Below are 15842 nucleotides of genomic sequence, written 5' to 3'. Positions count from 1 at the left end.
CGGACGATCCCGACGGCCCCGCCGCACCCCGCCCGGCCCCGGCGCGCACAAGCCCCGCTTAACCGGGAAGAGCTAGCTTTCCGGCACATGAGCATCCACGAGACCGAAGCAGAACTGTGGATCCGGCGCTTCCACCCGGCTCCCGAGAAGCCGATCAGGCTCGTCTGCCTGCCGCACGCGGGCGGCACCGCCTCCTCCTTCTTCCGCTACTCGCAGGTCCTCGCGGCGACCGCGGACGTGCTCACGATCCAGTACCCGGGGCGCCAGGACCGGCGGCACGAACCGCCCCTGACGACGGTGAGCGCCCTGGCGGACCGGATCCACCGGGTGATCGCGCCCTACCACGACCGTCCGCTGTTCCTCTTCGGCCACAGCATGGGCGGCGTCCTCGGCTTCGAACTGGCCCGCAGGATGGAGCGCGAGGGCCGGCCGCCCAGCGGCCTCATCGTCTCCGGGCGGCGCGCCCCCGACATCTACGCCGCGGACAATGTGCACACCCGCGGGGACGAGGCGCTGATCGCGGAGATGAGCACCCTCTCGGGCACCGACCCGGGGGTCCTCGCCGACGAGGAGATCCTGCGGATGGTGCTGCCCGCCATGCGCGCCGACTTCAAGGCGATCGAGACCTACCGCTACCGGCCGGACGGGTCGCAGCCCGCCCTCGGCTGCCCGCTGAGCGTGCTCACCGGGGAGTCCGACCCGCGCGTCAGCCTGGAACAGGCCAAGGCATGGCGGGAGTTCACCAGCGGCCCCTTCACCTTCCGCAGCTTCCCGGGCGGCCACTTCTTCCTGACCCCGCAGCAGGACGCCGTCACCGCGGCGATCGCCCAGGACATGGCCCTGATCTCCCAGCCCGCCGACCACTGAACCCGTGGCGCACGGGAAGCTGCTGGCCATCAGTGACCTGCACGTCGGATACCCCGAGAACCGCCTCGTCGTCGAAGGGCTGCGGGGCACGACCGATCAGGACTGGCTGATCATCGCCGGTGACATCGGCGAGCTGGTGTCGGACGTCGAATGGGCCGTGCGGCTGCTGGGCGAACGCTTCGCCAAAGTGGTGTGGACACCGGGGAACCACGAACTGTGGACCCCACCCGACGACCCGGTACAGCTGCGGGGCGAGGAGCGGTACCAGCACCTGGTGTCGCTCTGCCGGGCCGCGGGCGTCGTCACCCCGGAAGACCCCTACCCCGTGTGGCACGGCCCCGGCGGACCCGTGCTCGTCGCCCCGCTGTTCCTGCTGTACGACTACACCTTCCGCACCGGTACGGCCCGGAACAAGGAGGAATCGCTGGCCCAGGCGTATCGGAGCGGCGTCGTCTGCTCGGACGAATTCCTGCTGCACCCCGATCCGTACCCGAGCCGCGAGGCGTGGTGCCGGGAACGTGTCATCGACACCGAACGGCGGCTCCGGGACATCGACCCCGAGCTGCCGACCGTACTGGTCAACCACTTCCCACTGGTCCGCGAGCCGACCAGGATCCTGCGCCATCCCGAATTCGCCCAGTGGTGCGGCACCGTGCGCACCTCCGACTGGCATCTGCGCTTCCGCGCCCGGACGGTCGTCTACGGCCATCTGCACATCCCCCGCACCAGCTGGTACGACGGCGTGCGCTTCGAGGAGGTGTCGGTCGGCTACCCCCGCGAGTGGCGAACCCCGGGCCATCCCCGTACCGTTCCGCGCACCATCCTCCCCGCCTGAGAGGCTGCCCGGATCCTCCCCGCCCGAGAGGCAGCTCCGGCTCTCCCCACTTCCCGTCGTTCCGGCCTCGGGAACGGGCCCGGGGAGAACTTGCTGTCCCGCAGGTTGTGGCCACCGTTCCCCGGCTCCTGCCCACCCGGAACGTACATAACCTGCTGCTCATGACGCTGTTGAGCCGAGACGCCGAACGGACACAGCTCGACGGCGCGCTGGCCGCCTGCATGCGGGGCGACACCGGAATCGTGCTGGTGGAGGGCGCCGTGGGCTGCGGCAAGTCCGCCCTGTTGCGGCACTGCGCCGACGCCGCGCACCGCCACGGAGCCGCGACCGTGCGCGCCGCGTACCCGGACTGCGCCACGGACCTCACCACCGCGGTCGGCGACATCCCCGAGCGAACCCCCGTGGTCGTCTGCCTCGACGACATCGACCAGGCGGACGCCGCTTCCCTGGGCCGGCTCACCGCATGGGTGCGCACCACGTCCCACACCGCCCGCGCCGGCGGTCTGCTGCTCGTGCTCACCACGGCCGACGCCCCGTCCCGCGACGCGGGCCTGGACACCGAACTGCTGAAGCACCCCGCCTACACAAGGATCCGGATCGGTCTTCTGGACCGCACCGCGACCGCGGCACTGGTACGTCAGCACACCGGCACACCGGCCGCCCGCGCCGTGGCCGACGGCCTGCACCGCATCAGTGGCGGGAACCCATTGCTGCTCCGCGCCCTGCTCTCCGAGCCCGGACACGTACCCGAGCCGGGCGGCCCCTTCTCGCGCGCGGTGCTCACCTGCCTGGAGCGCTGCGGTGCGGCCGCCCCGCGCCTGGCCCGGGCGCTCGCCGCCCTCGGGGACAGTGCGACCACGGAGCGCATCGCGAGCGTGCTCCGCATGACACCCACCGAGGCCGCCCGCACCCTGACCGCGCTCCGGGCCACGGGCCTCGCCCTCGGCGACCGGCTGCGGCACGCCGCGACAGCGGCGGCGGTGCTGGACGGCATGGACCCGACGGAACGCGAGGAACTGCACCGGCGGGTGGCCCGCGTCCTTCACGCGTCCCGGGCCGAGGCCGCCGTCATCGCCGACAGCCTGCGGGCCTGCGGCGGCATCGACGACTCCGATGAATCCGGCAGCTCGTGCAGCTCGTGCAGCTCGTGCAGTTCGTGCAGCTCCGACAACTGCGGCAGCTCCGGCAGCGACTGGGTCGTGCCCGTGCTGCGCGAGGCGGCACAGCAAGCCATGGCCGTCGACGAACCCGAGCGCGCCGCCGCCTGTCTGCAACTCGCCCACGCGTCCTGCGCGACCGCCGCTGACGAGCACGCACGCGGCGAAATCATGCTCCAACTCGCGGCCCTCACCCGGCGGTTGAGCCCGGCTGCGGCAGAGCAGCATCTGGAAGAACCGCTCGCCGCCCTGCGCGCCGGACGGCTCGGCGCCGCCACCGCGGGACATCTCGCGAGACTCCTCGTCGCCCAGGGGCGCATCGAGGAAGGCGCCGAAGCCCTGAGCCGTACGACAGGCACCGACGCGCTGCGGGAACTGTTCGCGCTTCCGCCGGGCGGGAGTCACCCCACCCCGCCCGGCGGAGAACACCTGAGCCCCTGTGCTGCGCTGTGGACCCACCCGGGCCACCAGGACGACGCGAAGGACGCCGAGCGATTCCTCGACGGCGCCCCGGCCGCACAGGGCACCCACGAAGCCCTGGCCCAGGCCGTGCGGACACTCATCCACACCGACCAGCCGCGCAGGGCCGCCGAATGGTGCCGGCGCCTTCAGGAAAAGGCCGCCCGGCACCGGGCCCCCGGGCTCCGGGCGACGTACGGCACGCTGCACGCCGAGGCACTCCTGCGTCTCGGTGACCTCGCGGGCGCCGAACGCGAGGCGTCCACGGCGATCCGGGCAGTCGCCGGCCGAGGAGGCCACTTCCGCTCCGCGCCCGTCGCCGTCCTCGTCATGGCACTCACCAACATGGGCCGGTACGACGAAGCGGCACGGCACCTCGAACCCCTCGTACCGGAACGGACCCTGGCGACGGTCCACGCACTGCCGCTGCTGCGCGCCCGCGGACAGTACTTCCTGGCAACACACCGCGCCGAGGCGGCGCTGGGCGAATTCCTCGATCTGGGCCGCCTCGCCCGGCGGTGGGACCTGGACCGGCCCCGCCAGCACCCTTGGCGCACCGACGCAGCCGAGGCGCTGCTGCGACTGGGCAGACACCAGGAAGCCACGGCACTGATCGCCGAGCAACTGGCCCTGCCCGACGCGACGGGGGCCCGGCTGCGTGGTGTCGCGCTACGCCTCCGCGCGGCCACCGAGGTGCCCCGTGAACGGACCCGCCTGCTGACCCGGGCGGTCGCCGAACTCCGAGGCAGCGGCGACCGGTTGGAACTTGCGCCCCCGCCACCGGACAGATCCAGTACGACCCCTCGACCGGAATGGAACAGCTCCGGGGTCGCCACCGCACCGGCCGACGTCACCAGCGCCGTATCGGGGAGGACGGCACCGAGCAGCTCGTGATCCGTCGAATCATCGGCGGACAGGGGATAACGCACCCGAGTGACGTACTGCGAAAGGAACTTGTTGACCACGTCGAACTCCAGCAGCTCCGCGAAGACCTCGCGCAGCGGAACGGCTCGGTCGAGCGGCGCCTGCAAGGGGAGCTGTGCCAGGGCCCGCCGACACGCACGCCTCCCCACGGGGTGCCGCTCGCCGTGGTAGGAGTCGAGCAGCCCGGAAGGGGCCCAGCCGTGCACGGCGCCGGCCAGCTTCCAGCCGAGGTTCACCGCATCGTGCACGGCGGTGTTCATCCCGTGCCCGGAGGACGGTGGATGCGGATGGGCGGCGTCACCGGCAAGGAACACCCTGCCCGTGCGATAGCTCCGGGCCAGCCGCGTAGGGCTTCCGTACCGCGTCATCCAGCGCACCGCGCGCAGATCCGGCGCCTGCCCGGTGACCCGCTCGATCGTGGAGCGGATCTCGTCGACGGTGAGCGGCTCCCCGTCGGACGGAGGCTCACGGTAGAACTCGACCGTCATCAACCGGACTTCGGTCGGATCGGCCGGATTCACCGGCAGCGCACCGAACTGACCACTCGGATACGAGCCGGCCCTGAACAGCGCCTGCGCCTCGTCGTCCACGACGACATCGGCGATGACCCCGTAGTACGCAGGGGCGAGGGATTCGAACTCGAAGCCGGCCGCCTCGGCCACAAGACTGCGCGGACCGTCGCACCCGACTACGTAGGAGGCACGCAGAGTGCCGGAACCCTCCGGCGAGACCACCGTGAGCGTCACGCCGTCCGCGTCCTGCTCGATATCGATGACTTCCTGGCCGAGCCGCACCTCGACACCCAGCTCGACCGCTCGTTCCCGCAGCAACTGCTCACTGCGCCACTGCGGAACGATCAAGTCGTAGTCGGTCTCGGCCAGTTCGCCGTCGATGTCCCGGTAGACGAGACCGAAGTGACTTCGCCCCCAGGTAGGCGTGTCCGGCGTCCGGAAGCGTTCCTCCAGGCCTCTCTTGCGCAGGAAGTCCGCGATGTGTGCGTTGAGGAGCATGCCGCCGGAACGCTCCAGGAGCTCGGACCGACGTTCCAGCACGACCGTGGGAACCCCGGCCAGCCCCAGCTCGCACGCAAGCGTCAGACCGGCGGCGCCACTACCGACGATGACTATGGGATCAGACATGGTCTCAGCTTCCGCCATCGGGCTTAAGCGACCGCAAAGCGCCAGGGCCTATGGGGGTCGCGCAGGCTCACGACCGCCCCGGTCCCTGTCCGGGAAACGGTGGTGACCAGCCAGGACAGCGGCGGACTGTCCGGGACAGCGGGCATCCCTTGCTGCACAGGGCGCGCGGCCAGCAGGGTCGGTGTTGCCGGCGAAACAGTCACGTACAACGACACATCAGACAGGAGTGCCCACATGCGCAAGAACGTATGGTCCGCACGCATCGTCCCCCTCGCGCTCGCCGCGGTCTTCGTCGGTGGCCTGAGCGCCACCACGGCCGCCCCGGCCCAGGCGCGCACCGAGACCAAGGCGCCCGCCCAGACATCCGCCCAGGCGTCCGCCCGGGTGACCGACGCCTACTACCTGCGCTTCAACAAGGGTTCGGTCACCAACTCCCGCCTCGAACTGGTCAAGCGCACGCCCGGCCGGGACAAGGTGATCAAGACCTACAAGGCGGGCTCGGGCCAGGTCAAGAACACCTGTGCCGTCGGCAAGGGCTGGCTGCCCAACGCCGGGGCGAGCAAGCCGTACGCCGTTCAGTGGCACCGCAAGAACTTCGACGGCATCATCAACGGCTTCGTCATCAAGATCTCCGACCGCAAGTGCCACAACGGCACCAAGCGCACCGAACTGTTCATCCACAGCGAGATGAAGCCGAACGGCAAGCAGGGCACCATCGAGTCCGAGCGGTGGACCAACAACGGCCCCAACGACTACTACTCCAACGGCTGCATCAAGCTCAACCCGACCAACATCAAGGACCTGTTCAAGCGCCTGGACCGGGTCGGCTGGCCGAAGAAGATGTACGTGGTGAACTGACCCTGCGTCAGTGCTCCGTCCGTGGTGCCCGGGAAGCCCGTCCAGAGGCTTCCCGGGTACCACGTGTCGGTGGCGACGCAGCACCGGCGAGAACTGCCGGCAGCGTCAGCCGGTACTGACGCCGAACGGGCCGCCGTCGCCGAACGCGAGCCGGGCGAAGTTCTCGCCGATGCGGCGGTGTCCTGCCGGGTCGGGGTGGACCTCGTCGGGCAGCGGGAATTCGGCGTAGTCCTGCTCGCCGTACAGGTCACGGCCGTCCAGGTAGTACAGGTTCGGGTCGTCGGCCGCCCGTTGTTCGACGATCCGGACGAGTTCCTCCCGGATGACGTTGAGCGTCAGGCGTCCGGCGGCGATTTCGGCGGGATCGCCGGTCGCCTTGAACCGCAGGGTGCCGCCGTCGAAGTCGGGGGCGAGAGGGCCGGGAGTGTCCTCCTGGACCGGACACAGGACGGGGGACACGACCAGCAGCGGCTCGGTCGGGTGCCCCTCGCGGATGGTGTCGAGGAAGCCGTGGACCGCGGGGCCGAAGGCGCGCAGACGCATCGCGTCGGCGTTGACGACATTGATCCCGACCTTGACGCTGATCAGGTCCGCGGGCGCGTCCCGCATCGCTCGGGCCGTGAACGGATCCAGCAGCGCGCCGCCGCCGAACCCCATGTTGACCAGCTCCACCCCGCCCCGGGCGGCTGCCAGGGCCGGCCAGATGGCGGTCGGATGAGTGGCGTTCGAGCCGTGGCTGACGGAACTGCCGTGGTGCAGCCAGACCCTGCGCCCGTTGTCCGGCGCCCGCTCGACGGGGGCGTCGGTGCGCAGGGCGATCAGCTCGGTGATCTCCGTGTGCGGGAGCCAGATCTCGATGTCCTTGTCACCGGCCGGGAGACCGGCGAACCGGGCGGTGCCGGCCGGCCCCTCCGACAGCTCGGAGGACTGGGTGACCATGTCGGTGATCGTGCGTACGTTGCCGCCGGTCACCGTGGCCTGGGCGACGAGACGGCCATCGACCAGCAGGTCGTACACGCCGTCCGCCGGGGCCGGGAGACCTCGGTAGACCCGCTTGGTGGGCAGTGTGTCCAGCTCGATCGTGGTGGCCCGGGTGCGGAAGGCCAGCCGTACGCCGGAGGGCTGGGCCTCGGCCACGGCCAGCTGGTCGTCGGGGATCTGCCGGCGTGCCCGGGCGGGCAGCCGATGCGGCAGCAGACCGTGCGCGGTCGTCTCCACATCGAGGAAGCCGCGCAGGAGGTCCGTGGTGACAGGTGTGGTGATCGTGTTGTGTTCGCTGTTCATTGCCAGTGCCTCGCTGCCTCAGTGCCTCGGCCTGTTGATCAAGATTCTCGGAATGTTGTGGATGAGCCGGTGCGGCACCCCTGCTGGTCAGGGTGTGGCCCGGTTCCGCAGCAGGGCGTCGAGGGAATCCACGATCCAGAGCCAGGACTCCTGAGAGTCCGGGGAGCTGTGCTCGAAGCCTCCGGCCAGCTCCAGGCTGACGTAACCGTGGAAGACGCTGCCCAGCATCCGGACCGCGTGCGTCTGGTCCGGCCCCGTCAGGTCGTAGCCACGCAGGATCGCCCGCGTCATCTGTGCGTGCCGCACCCCGGCGCTGGCGGCCGCCGTCTCGGGATCGAGCCGGAGCCGTGCGGCGGCGTACCGGCCAGGGTGCTCCCGGGCGTAATCGCGGTAGGCGTCCGCGAAGGCGGACAGGGCGTCCTTGCCGGCCCGCCCGGCCACGGCATCGGCGACCCGGTCGGCGAGCTCCTCCAGGGCGAACAGGGCGATCCTGGTCTTGAGTTCCTGGGAGTTCTTCAGATGTGAGTACAGACTCGCGACCTTCACGTCGAACCGCCGGGCGAGCGCCGAAACGGTCACCTGGTCGAAGCCGACCTCGTCGGCCAGCTCTGCCCCCGCCAACGTCAGACGCTCCGGGGTCAACCCCACTCTGACCATAATCTTCCTCCTTCTTGGCGATAACCATTATCGATTTGCCTAAAGCTTTTAGGTAAATGACTTCCGGCGCCGGGGCCCCTTGTCAAATGGTCAAGAAGTGTTGACCATTGAGGGCATGCCTACCGATGATCTTCCCGAGGCGTTCCACGTCACCACTGACGAGCAACTGCGCGCCGTTTCCAATCTCACGCGTCACCGGATCATGGCCGTGCTCCGCTTCGAGCCCGCGACGATTACGCAGATCGCCGAGCGCGTGGGCCTTGCGAAAGGGAGCTCCAGCTACCACGTACGGCTGCTGGAGCGGGCCGGCCTGGTGAAGGTGGTACGGACGCGGAAGGTCCGGGGGGTCACCGAGCGGTACTACGCGATGGCCGCGCGGGCGATCGTGCTGCCGGATCCGGGCGAGGGAGGGCCGGATGTGCTGATGCGGCATGCGGTGGCGGACCTGGAGGCAGCGCCGGTGGACGGCGAGCGGCACGTACGGATGGCGCATCTGCGGCTCACCGAGGAGCGGTTCGCGGAGCTGGGGGCGCGGCTGGAGGCACTGGCGGACGAGTACCGGGAGCTGTCCGATCCGTCGCTGCCCGACGCTTCACTGGTCTTCGCACTGTTCCACCCGGCACCGCGCGAGCAGGCCGAAGGGGACGCCGAGTGACCTCGGACATCCGGAAGTTGCCGACCGGGTTCGGACGGCTGTGGACTGCGCAGACGGTCTCCTCGCTCGGTGACGGGGTGTCGCATGCCGCGCTGCCGCTGCTCGCGCTGACGTTGACGCGGGATCCGATGGCGCTCGCCGTCGTCACGGCTGCCGGAACGCTGCCGTGGCTGCTGTTCGGGGTGCTCGGCGGTGCGCTGGTGGACCGCTGGGACCGCCGGCGCACGATGTGGGTCACGGACGCGGTGCGTGCGGTGCTGCTCGCGATACCGGCGGCAGCGGCCGCGCTCGACGTACTGAGCATTCCACTGCTCGCGGCCGTCGCCTTCCTGCTCGGCCTCGGCGGCCTCTTCTTCGACACGGCCGCCACGGCCTATCTGCCGGATCTGCTCGGCCGAGACCCCGCGCTCCTGGAGCGCGCCAACTCCCGGCTGCGCGGCACCCAGACCGCCGCGTCCGGCTTCGCGGGGCCGCCTGCGGGCAGTGCCCTGCTCGCGCTCGGGCTGGCGGTTCCGCTGCTCGCCGACGCGGTGTCGTTCGCGCTCTCCGCACTGCTCGTACGGTCGCTGCCCGTCGCACCCCGGCCCCTCCCGAAGGCCCGCGAGTCACTGCTGCGGCAGGCGCGTGCCGGCGCCTCGTACGTATTCCGGGATCAGTTGCTGCTCGGGCTCGCGCTGCGTCCGGCGGTCGGAAACATCGCCTTCCTCGCCGTGGAGACCGTACTCGCCCTCTTTGCGCACGATCGTCTCGGCATCGACACCTTCGGTTTCGGCCTGCTCCTCACGGCGGAGGCCACCGGCGGTCTGCTCGGCGCGGGCATCGCCTCCTTCCTCGGCCGACGACTCGGCACCGGCACCGCACTGACCTGCACGGCCGCAGTCGAGGGACTCGCCATCCTGGGCCTGGCCGCCGCCCCGAACCCGTACGTCGCCGGCCTCGCGCTCGCCGTCTGCGGAGCGGGCATGGGCGCCACGATGGTGCTCGGCCCCTCCCTCCGACAGACGATCGTCCCCGCCCACCTCATGGGCCGGGTCGCCTCCACCTCCCGCATGCTCGCCATGTGCGCCGCCCCGTTCGGCGCCTTCCTCGGCGGCTGGCTGGCCACCACCTACGACGTACGCACCCCGCTCTACACCGCCGCCGGCCTCCTCCTCACCATGACCGCCGTCACGTCGACCATGACCGGCAACCGCCGGGTCGAGGCGGCGCTGCGTGCCGCCGCCCCGGCCGATGAACCGGATCACCCGAAATCCCTGAACCCCTGAACCCCTGAACCCCTGAACCCCTGAATCCCGATCAGGAGGGTGCCGTTCAGGGCTCCGCGAGGTCGTTGAGCCGGTGCTGAGCCCAGCTTCCGGGTCCCGGAGGGGGCAAGGACCTGACCGGGACCGCCGGCTTGATGCTGAACAGATGGCGGCCCAGGAGGTTCTGTCCGGACGATTTCCGGGACGGTGATGGCCTACTCGTAGAAGCAAGCCGCCCTCAACATGCTGGCGATCAAACTCCAGTCGGGGCTTTCGGGAACGGGCTCTCCTCGGTCGATGAAGTAGCCGTCCATGTCGTCGGTCCAGGCACTGAGCGCTTCGAGGTAGCGATCCAGTGACTGGTTCCCCCAACTGCTGGAAGGGGCCTCGGCCTCTTGGCCGAGCTGTACGTCCCGGTGAACAGGCGTGGCTCACTGGGCGTTGATCGCCCGCAGCATGTTCAGGCGGGCCACCCGCCCGGCCCGACCCACGGACGGGCCGCCGGCCCTTCGGGCAGTCGCCTTCCCCACCTCGAAAGCCGGGGGCGAGTTCACCGGCCCGGTTCCCGATCCGGGCTCCGGCGTAGGACACTCGGGTCAGCAGAACGAAGGAGAGATCTGTGACGGCTCAACCCGAGCACCCCGCAGGCCCCCGGGTCACCGCTGTCCCGCACACCATCAACGCGATCGGTGACGCACTGACCGGTGCCGAGCGTGCCCGGTTCTACACCGAGGTCCTGGCCGCCGAAGAAGGCGAGGTACCGGGCGTGATGCGCCGCTGGTGGAAGACGGCGATGCTGCACCGTGCCCCCGCCGCGGTCCAGAGCCGGGCCAATGCCGCGGCCGGCCGTGCTCTCGTCTCCGTCGACGACCTGCTCGTGGACGAGCCACGGTGAGCTGGACCGTCTGGACGGAGGCGATCCCGGCACAGACCGTGCTCGACATGCCCGTCGATCTCCGCAGGAAGACGGCGAACTTTCTGCGGGCCCTGGCCATCGAGGCCGGTGGCGCGATCAACCTCGGCAGGAAACCGCCCGGCGACGCGATGGACGACTTCGAGGTCCGATACTCCCTCGAAGTCCCCGGCGAACCGGTCATCATCGAGTACATGATCATGCGGGAAGCCAAGGAGATACGCGTCTCCGTCCTGGTCTGGTTCCACTGACGCAACCGTCCGCGCCCGGCGGAGACGGCCCAACCTCCTCAGTCAGCCGGCTGCCCGGTCCGACTGCATTCGTGAGGCGGCGTCCGCCCATCGGGCCCTGCCGAACACTCCGTCGACGGCGTCCTGTTCGTCCCGGCCTCGGCCGTCCAGCCAGGTCACGAGCCACTCGGCGAGACTGCCCGCATCCACGAACCACGCCCTGGACGGGTCCTGGCCACTGATGGCATTGGGTTCGAAGAGCAGAACTGTTCCGTCATCGCTGTGACAGTCCACGCAGGCGAACCTTGCGCAGCCCCAGTCCAGAACAGGCACTACCCCTTCGGGCCACGACCACCACGTGTCCGCTCCTTCCGGAGGAATCCTGTCCTGGTATTCCTGTACGACCGACGTCTCCCAGTTCTCATCCGGGCCGCCGCAGAGCGGAAGCAGAGAATCTGCGAGGCCGAAGCCACCGTTCCCCACTTGCCGGTAGAGCGCGGCAAGCAGGGGATGCAGGCGAAAGCCCAGATTCCGCTCGGCCTCGGCCAGTTCTGCGGCGGAAATCGGCGGCTGGAGGCGGTCACTTGCCGCAGATGCAGCCGCAACCCGACGGACCAGCGCTTCGAAGCTGTTGCTCATGGCCGCATCTTTTCCTATCCGCCCGACAGTCAAGAGCCTGGGGGCTCAGGAGCTTGACCAGCGGATTCGCGCATACGTGGACGCAACAAGTGCGGCACCGATCACGACACCCGGACCGGCTCGGGAACCGTTCGCCCGGATCCTGCGTGGCGTCTTGATGTCTTGATGTGTTGTCGGCTGGTGATGTGACCGAGGGGACCGGATGAGAGCGCGGACGATTGTGAGCGTGGCGGTATCGGCCTGTGTGGTGCTGGTGGCGAGCGCGTGCGGTCCGGAGAAGGCGAAGGAGGATACGGACGCGAGGCCTTCGCAGCCGTCCGCGTCCACAGGAGCGAAGGAGCCGTCGGCCACGCCGTCCGCATCCGCTCGGACCGAGAAGCCGCCGGCCGCCCAGACAGGCGACCGGCCCGCGCCCCGGACGACGCAGGGCGCGATCCAGCGGTACGAGCAGTACCTCCACGCCGTGGGCCATGAGGACCTCGACACGGTCTGCGATGTGGCCGGGCCTGCCGCGAAGAAGGCACAGGACGAGGGGCTCGGCCCGTGCAGGTCGACGTACCCCGTCGTGTTCCAGATGATCTCGCCCGCGCAGAAGAAGGCCCTGCAAACCGCAACGGTCGACCCGCAGCGCATCGTCGTGAGTACACCGGACAAGATCGAGATGCCGACCGAATCGGTCAGAGCCTCCGTCACCTTCTCCGAAGAAGAACTCGGCAGCTGCACCTTGGAGTACCTCAAGAACAATTGGTACATCACCGACTGAATCCGCATGCTGTGTGCGGATCCGCCCGGTGGTGCATGGGCCAGTTGGATCCTGCGCGCCTGCACAGGGTGTGGTTGCCGAGAAGGGCGTGGCCCGACTGCGTACCGCCCACAAAGCGGTACGCAGTCGGGCTTTCGGTAATGCGGTAATGCGGCAATTTTGCAGTGCGGGTCGAAATGGCCACCCCGAAATCACATCAAGCGCCCTCTGGGGCTGGATGGCATACAAGCTCCCCGGCACGGCCGCTGAGACGACAGGGAACTTCAGGGCACTTCGCGGCGTTCGGTCGCGGATTTGATGGCGGACCGAGCGGTGTTCAGGCAGGCTGAGCTGCATGGTTTCGGTGGTGCAGAACGTGGCGATCGACTGTTCGGATGCCTATGAGCTGGCTCGGTTTTGGAGTGAGGCGACCGGTTGCCCACTGCACCCGGAGGACAGACGGGGCAGCAGGGAGACCCAGGTGATGCTTCCGGAGGGCCCGCTGCTGTACTTCAACCAGGTGCCGGAACCGAAGACAATCAAGAACCGGATCCACCTGTGCCTGCGCCCGACGACCTCGCGCGAGGAGGAGATCGAGCGGCTGTTGGCTCTGGGAGCCACCCTGGTCGCTGATCGCAGGGAGCCCGACGGTGCGGGCTGGGCCGTCCTCGCCGATCCTGAAGGCAATGAATTCTGTGTCCTCCGCAGCGAGTCCGATCGCGCTGCGATGTCCCCCTGAAGAACATGTGAAGGTGCCGGCCCAAGGGGGTGTCGCGATAGGTGGCAACCAGCCGGCCAGGAAGCCGAGCCGTGCTCTGCGCGTGGTAACTCGGTTGCGATGGGCTTGGTCACTTGGGCGAAGATGCCTGCATGAGCCGGGAGACAGAAGAGGTACGCGAAGCGATCGCAGGCGAGCTGCGTCTCATGGACCCCAGTGTGCGCATGTCACGCTCGCTTGCCCGACAGCTGATGGACCCGGACTTCGTGGAGGTCGGTGCTTCGGGGCGGCGGTGGACGTATGACGAGATGCTTGCCGCGCTGCCCGAGCTGGACGGTGCGGCAGAAAGCAGTCCGCGCTATGAGCCCTCAAACTTCACCGGTGTTCTGCTGGCACCCGGACTGGTGCACCTCACCTACGAGACCACGATGGACGGAGACCGGGCACGCCGGAGTTCGCTCTGGCGCAAGCAGGGTGCGGCCGCGACGTGGCAGATGTATTACCACCAGGCCACCCCCATCCCGCCCGACAGCGTGTAACCGCGAATCCCGGGCGGCGATCGCCCGTTGTCACTCGCTCGCGGTCCGCTACGAGGCAGTCGTCCTTGTCGTAGCCGTCAACGATTGGCTGTGACCTCCGGCCGTCGCGCGGAGGGCTCCCCGGTTCCGCGCCTCCATGGTTCCGCGCCTCCATGGTTCCGCGCCTCCATGGTTCCGCGCCTCCACGGCTCCACGCCTCCACGGCTCTATGCCCCAGGCAGAGATCGATGTTGCGCACAGCAGGTGGTGAGGGCGGGGCGGGTCCTGTCGCTATACCCTGCGACGACATCCGGCGAGGAGGGTGGCGACCATGTGCTTGGCGTCGGCCTGTTCGTAGTCGGGGCCCGTGATGCAGAGGTTTCCGATGGCACGCATGAGCGTGTAGGCGGTGATGCCGGGGCTGAGTTCGTCGGCGGCGACGCAGGCGTCGAGCAACGTTGCGCAGGCCGGGACCAGTGTGTCGAGCATGAGGCTGTGGAGGTTCTCCAGCCCTGCGTCACCTGACCCCAGCGCGGCGCCGAGCCCGTGCTTGGTCACCAAGAACTCCACGAACGCGTCCACCCAGCGGGTCAGCGCGGTGAACGGCGAGGCTGAATCCTCCAGGAGTTGGGGCGCGAGTGCGGCGCAGGTGTCGATCTGGTGCCGGTAGACGGCGGTGACGAGGTCCGCCCGGGTCGGGAAGTGCCGATAGATCGTGCCGACGCCGACGCCGGCGCGTTCGGCGATGTCACGGATGGGGGCCTGGACGCCCTGATCCACGAAGACGGCTGCCGCGGCCGCCAGCACGCCACCGCGGGTCCGTTGCGCCTGTGCTTGGCGTACTCCGACCGTCTCCGGCACGAGGCCCTCCCTTTGTTCGCGGAACAATGTTCCGCTAAAGTGGCGGAACGGTGCTCCGCCAAAGTACGGCAGAGCGATCCCGTGGAGAAAGGGCAGGTCCCGCATGTCTTCCAGCCACCTCGACCAGCGGATCGTCGCGGTCAAGCCCATCATCGTTCCCGTGCCCGACCGCAGCATCGACCTACAGGTGAAGGTCACCGCCCCGCTGTCGGGCCAGAACCTGCCCGTCATCGTGTTCTCCCACGGCAACGCATGGTCCCTGGACGGATACGAACCGCTCGTCGACCGGTGGGCCGCAGCCGGGTTCGTCGTCGTGCAGCCCACTCACCTGGACTCCCGCCGCAACGGTCTCGGGTGGGACGACCCGCGCTTCGCCACCGTCTGGCGCGTCCGGATCGCCGACCTCCATGCGGTCCTCGACGGCCTCGACGACATCCTCCTCCAGGCCGGCGGCCTGGAGACCCGCGTCGACCGTGAGCGCATCGCGGTCGTCGGCCACTCCTGGGGCGCCCAGACCGTCGGCGCGCTCCTCGGCGCACGCGTGCTCGACGCCGACGGAGTGCCCGGAGAAGATTTCTCCCACTCTGCGGTCGCGGCCGGCGCACTGATCGCCGCGACCGGAACCGGCGACACCCTCACCCCGTTCGCCGCCGAGCACCTTCCGTTCATGAGGCCGGACTACTCCAGCATGACCACCCCGGCCCTGGTCGTCGCGGGCGGCAAGGACCAGTCCCAGCTCTCCACGCGCGGGCCGGAGTGGTTCACCGACGCCTACCACCTCAGCCCGTCCCCGAAGAGTCTGCTCACCATCGCCGAGGGCGAGCACACCCTGGGTGGCATCGCCGGCGAGATGGTCGCCGAGACCACCGACGAGGACCCCACCCGCGTCGCCCTCGTCGCCAACGCGATCTCCGCCTACCTCCTCGACGCCTTCAAGCTCAACAGCGCCGCGTGGACCGCCCTCAACAACGCCACTGAGGCCGGCGACAGTACGTGGAGCATCTCCAGCAAGTGAACCCGGCCGGACCGCGCTGTCGACCGAGCCAGGAGTGGGCGGTGCAGAAGCCCGGCCCGAACCCCGACCGCAAGAATCAGGGTGGCTCGCGGTGGGCGGACGCCGCGAGGCCCTCGCGGTCGAGCGA

General features: G+C 69.4%; 16 protein-coding genes and 1 pseudogene. 12 read left to right on the top strand and 5 right to left on the bottom strand.

What is annotated here, in order from left to right:
• The first annotated feature begins 87 nt into the window (after nucleotides 1-87).
• From ABZ622_RS30345 to ABZ622_RS30335, 3 genes are all read left to right on the top strand, one after another.
• Nucleotides 88-867 (top strand): alpha/beta fold hydrolase, encoded by a 780-nt coding sequence (locus ABZ622_RS30345; protein WP_360548575.1) that lies wholly within the window; start codon nucleotides 88-90, stop codon nucleotides 865-867.
• 4 nt (nucleotides 868-871) lie between these two features.
• On the top strand, nucleotides 872-1702 hold the full coding sequence (locus ABZ622_RS30340; RefSeq protein ID WP_360548573.1) for a metallophosphoesterase: 831 nt from the start codon (nucleotides 872-874) through the stop codon (nucleotides 1700-1702).
• A gap of 161 nt (nucleotides 1703-1863) precedes the next feature.
• Nucleotides 1864-4212 carry an AAA family ATPase gene (locus ABZ622_RS30335; protein ID WP_360548571.1) on the top strand — a complete coding sequence of 783 codons (2349 nt, stop codon included), beginning with the start codon at nucleotides 1864-1866 and terminating at the stop codon, nucleotides 4210-4212.
• Nucleotides 4213-4427: 215 nt separating this feature from the next.
• Here ABZ622_RS30335 and ABZ622_RS30330 read toward each other — a convergent pair.
• Nucleotides 4428-5381: pseudogene (locus ABZ622_RS30330) on the bottom strand (FAD-dependent monooxygenase); the annotation flags it as partial.
• 234 nt (nucleotides 5382-5615) lie between these two features.
• On the opposite strand from ABZ622_RS30330, the gene ABZ622_RS30325 reads away from it, so the two are divergent.
• Nucleotides 5616-6239: a L,D-transpeptidase family protein gene (locus tag ABZ622_RS30325; protein ID WP_360548569.1), complete on the top strand. Its 624-nt coding sequence runs from the start codon at nucleotides 5616-5618 to the stop codon at nucleotides 6237-6239.
• Between the two features lie 105 nt (nucleotides 6240-6344).
• Here ABZ622_RS30325 and ABZ622_RS30320 read toward each other — a convergent pair whose 3' ends face one another.
• Nucleotides 6345-7523, bottom strand: coding sequence for a GDSL-type esterase/lipase family protein (locus ABZ622_RS30320; protein WP_360548567.1), 1179 nt, complete (start codon nucleotides 7521-7523; stop codon nucleotides 6345-6347).
• Between the two features lie 87 nt (nucleotides 7524-7610).
• The gene (locus ABZ622_RS30315) at nucleotides 7611-8180 is read right to left on the bottom strand and encodes a WHG domain-containing protein (RefSeq protein WP_360548565.1); all 570 of its coding nucleotides are present in this window, start codon (nucleotides 8178-8180) and stop codon (nucleotides 7611-7613) included.
• 115 nt (nucleotides 8181-8295) lie between these two features.
• On the opposite strand from ABZ622_RS30315, the gene ABZ622_RS30310 reads away from it, so the two are divergent.
• The 4 genes from ABZ622_RS30310 to ABZ622_RS30295 all read left to right on the top strand — a co-directional run bounded on the left by ABZ622_RS30310 (nucleotide 8296) and on the right by ABZ622_RS30295 (nucleotide 11243).
• Nucleotides 8296-8835, top strand: a complete 540-nt coding sequence (locus tag ABZ622_RS30310; protein ID WP_360548563.1) for a winged helix-turn-helix domain-containing protein — start codon at nucleotides 8296-8298, stop codon at nucleotides 8833-8835.
• Nucleotides 8832-10100, top strand: coding sequence for an MFS transporter (locus tag ABZ622_RS30305; RefSeq protein ID WP_360548561.1), 1269 nt, complete (start codon nucleotides 8832-8834; stop codon nucleotides 10098-10100). The genes ABZ622_RS30310 and ABZ622_RS30305 overlap by 4 nt, the downstream gene beginning before the upstream one ends.
• Before the next feature lie 598 nt (nucleotides 10101-10698).
• Nucleotides 10699-10974, top strand: a complete 276-nt coding sequence (locus ABZ622_RS30300; RefSeq protein WP_124723133.1) for a hypothetical protein — start codon at nucleotides 10699-10701, stop codon at nucleotides 10972-10974.
• A complete protein-coding gene (locus ABZ622_RS30295) occupies nucleotides 10971-11243 on the top strand; it encodes a hypothetical protein (protein ID WP_360548559.1) in 273 nt (90 codons plus the stop codon). The genes ABZ622_RS30300 and ABZ622_RS30295 overlap by 4 nt, the downstream gene beginning before the upstream one ends.
• A gap of 42 nt (nucleotides 11244-11285) precedes the next feature.
• Here the strand turns inward: ABZ622_RS30295 and ABZ622_RS30290 are convergent, their stop codons facing one another.
• Nucleotides 11286-11861, bottom strand: a complete 576-nt coding sequence (locus tag ABZ622_RS30290; RefSeq protein ID WP_360548557.1) for an SMI1/KNR4 family protein — start codon at nucleotides 11859-11861, stop codon at nucleotides 11286-11288.
• 226 nt (nucleotides 11862-12087) lie between these two features.
• Between ABZ622_RS30290 and ABZ622_RS30285 the strand changes: the two genes are divergently transcribed.
• The 3 genes from ABZ622_RS30285 (at nucleotide 12088) to ABZ622_RS30275 (ending at nucleotide 13860) form a co-directional block, all read left to right on the top strand.
• Nucleotides 12088-12624: a hypothetical protein gene (locus tag ABZ622_RS30285; protein ID WP_360548555.1), complete on the top strand. Its 537-nt coding sequence runs from the start codon at nucleotides 12088-12090 to the stop codon at nucleotides 12622-12624.
• 334 nt (nucleotides 12625-12958) lie between these two features.
• Complete coding sequence (locus tag ABZ622_RS30280; RefSeq protein ID WP_360548553.1) at nucleotides 12959-13342, top strand: VOC family protein; 384 nt, start codon at nucleotides 12959-12961, stop codon at nucleotides 13340-13342.
• 131 nt (nucleotides 13343-13473) lie between these two features.
• Nucleotides 13474-13860, top strand: a complete 387-nt coding sequence (locus tag ABZ622_RS30275) for a nuclear transport factor 2 family protein (protein WP_360548551.1) — start codon at nucleotides 13474-13476, stop codon at nucleotides 13858-13860.
• 270 nt (nucleotides 13861-14130) lie between these two features.
• Here the strand turns inward: ABZ622_RS30275 and ABZ622_RS30270 are convergent, their stop codons facing one another.
• Nucleotides 14131-14700 (bottom strand): TetR/AcrR family transcriptional regulator, encoded by a 570-nt coding sequence (locus tag ABZ622_RS30270; RefSeq protein WP_360548549.1) that lies wholly within the window; start codon nucleotides 14698-14700, stop codon nucleotides 14131-14133.
• Nucleotides 14701-14803: 103 nt separating this feature from the next.
• Between ABZ622_RS30270 and ABZ622_RS30265 the strand changes: the two genes are divergently transcribed.
• On the top strand, nucleotides 14804-15715 hold the full coding sequence (locus ABZ622_RS30265; protein WP_360548547.1) for an alpha/beta fold hydrolase: 912 nt from the start codon (nucleotides 14804-14806) through the stop codon (nucleotides 15713-15715).
• Nucleotides 15716-15842: the final 127 nt, after the last annotated feature.

Origin of the sequence: Streptomyces sp. NPDC007164 (genome assembly GCF_040634135.1) — a bacterium.
Classification (GTDB): domain Bacteria; phylum Actinomycetota; class Actinomycetes; order Streptomycetales; family Streptomycetaceae; genus Streptomyces; species Streptomyces sanglieri.
This window is presented reverse-complemented; position numbering and strand designations above follow the sequence as displayed.

Coding starts and splice junctions, on each gene's coding strand:
- ABZ622_RS30345 (WP_360548575.1), top strand. CDS start 88: ATGAGCATCCACGAGACCGAAGCAGAACTGTGGATCCGGCGCTTCCAC.
- ABZ622_RS30335 (WP_360548571.1), top strand. CDS start 1,864: ATGACGCTGTTGAGCCGAGACGCCGAACGGACACAGCTCGACGGCGCG.
- ABZ622_RS30325 (WP_360548569.1), top strand. CDS start 5,616: ATGCGCAAGAACGTATGGTCCGCACGCATCGTCCCCCTCGCGCTCGCC.
- ABZ622_RS30320 (WP_360548567.1), bottom strand. CDS start 7,523: ATGAACAGCGAACACAACACGATCACCACACCTGTCACCACGGACCTC.
- ABZ622_RS30315 (WP_360548565.1), bottom strand. CDS start 8,180: ATGGTCAGAGTGGGGTTGACCCCGGAGCGTCTGACGTTGGCGGGGGCA.
- ABZ622_RS30310 (WP_360548563.1), top strand. CDS start 8,296: ATGCCTACCGATGATCTTCCCGAGGCGTTCCACGTCACCACTGACGAG.
- ABZ622_RS30290 (WP_360548557.1), bottom strand. CDS start 11,861: ATGAGCAACAGCTTCGAAGCGCTGGTCCGTCGGGTTGCGGCTGCATCT.
- ABZ622_RS30280 (WP_360548553.1), top strand. CDS start 12,959: ATGGTTTCGGTGGTGCAGAACGTGGCGATCGACTGTTCGGATGCCTAT.
- ABZ622_RS30275 (WP_360548551.1), top strand. CDS start 13,474: ATGAGCCGGGAGACAGAAGAGGTACGCGAAGCGATCGCAGGCGAGCTG.
- ABZ622_RS30265 (WP_360548547.1), top strand. CDS start 14,804: ATGTCTTCCAGCCACCTCGACCAGCGGATCGTCGCGGTCAAGCCCATC.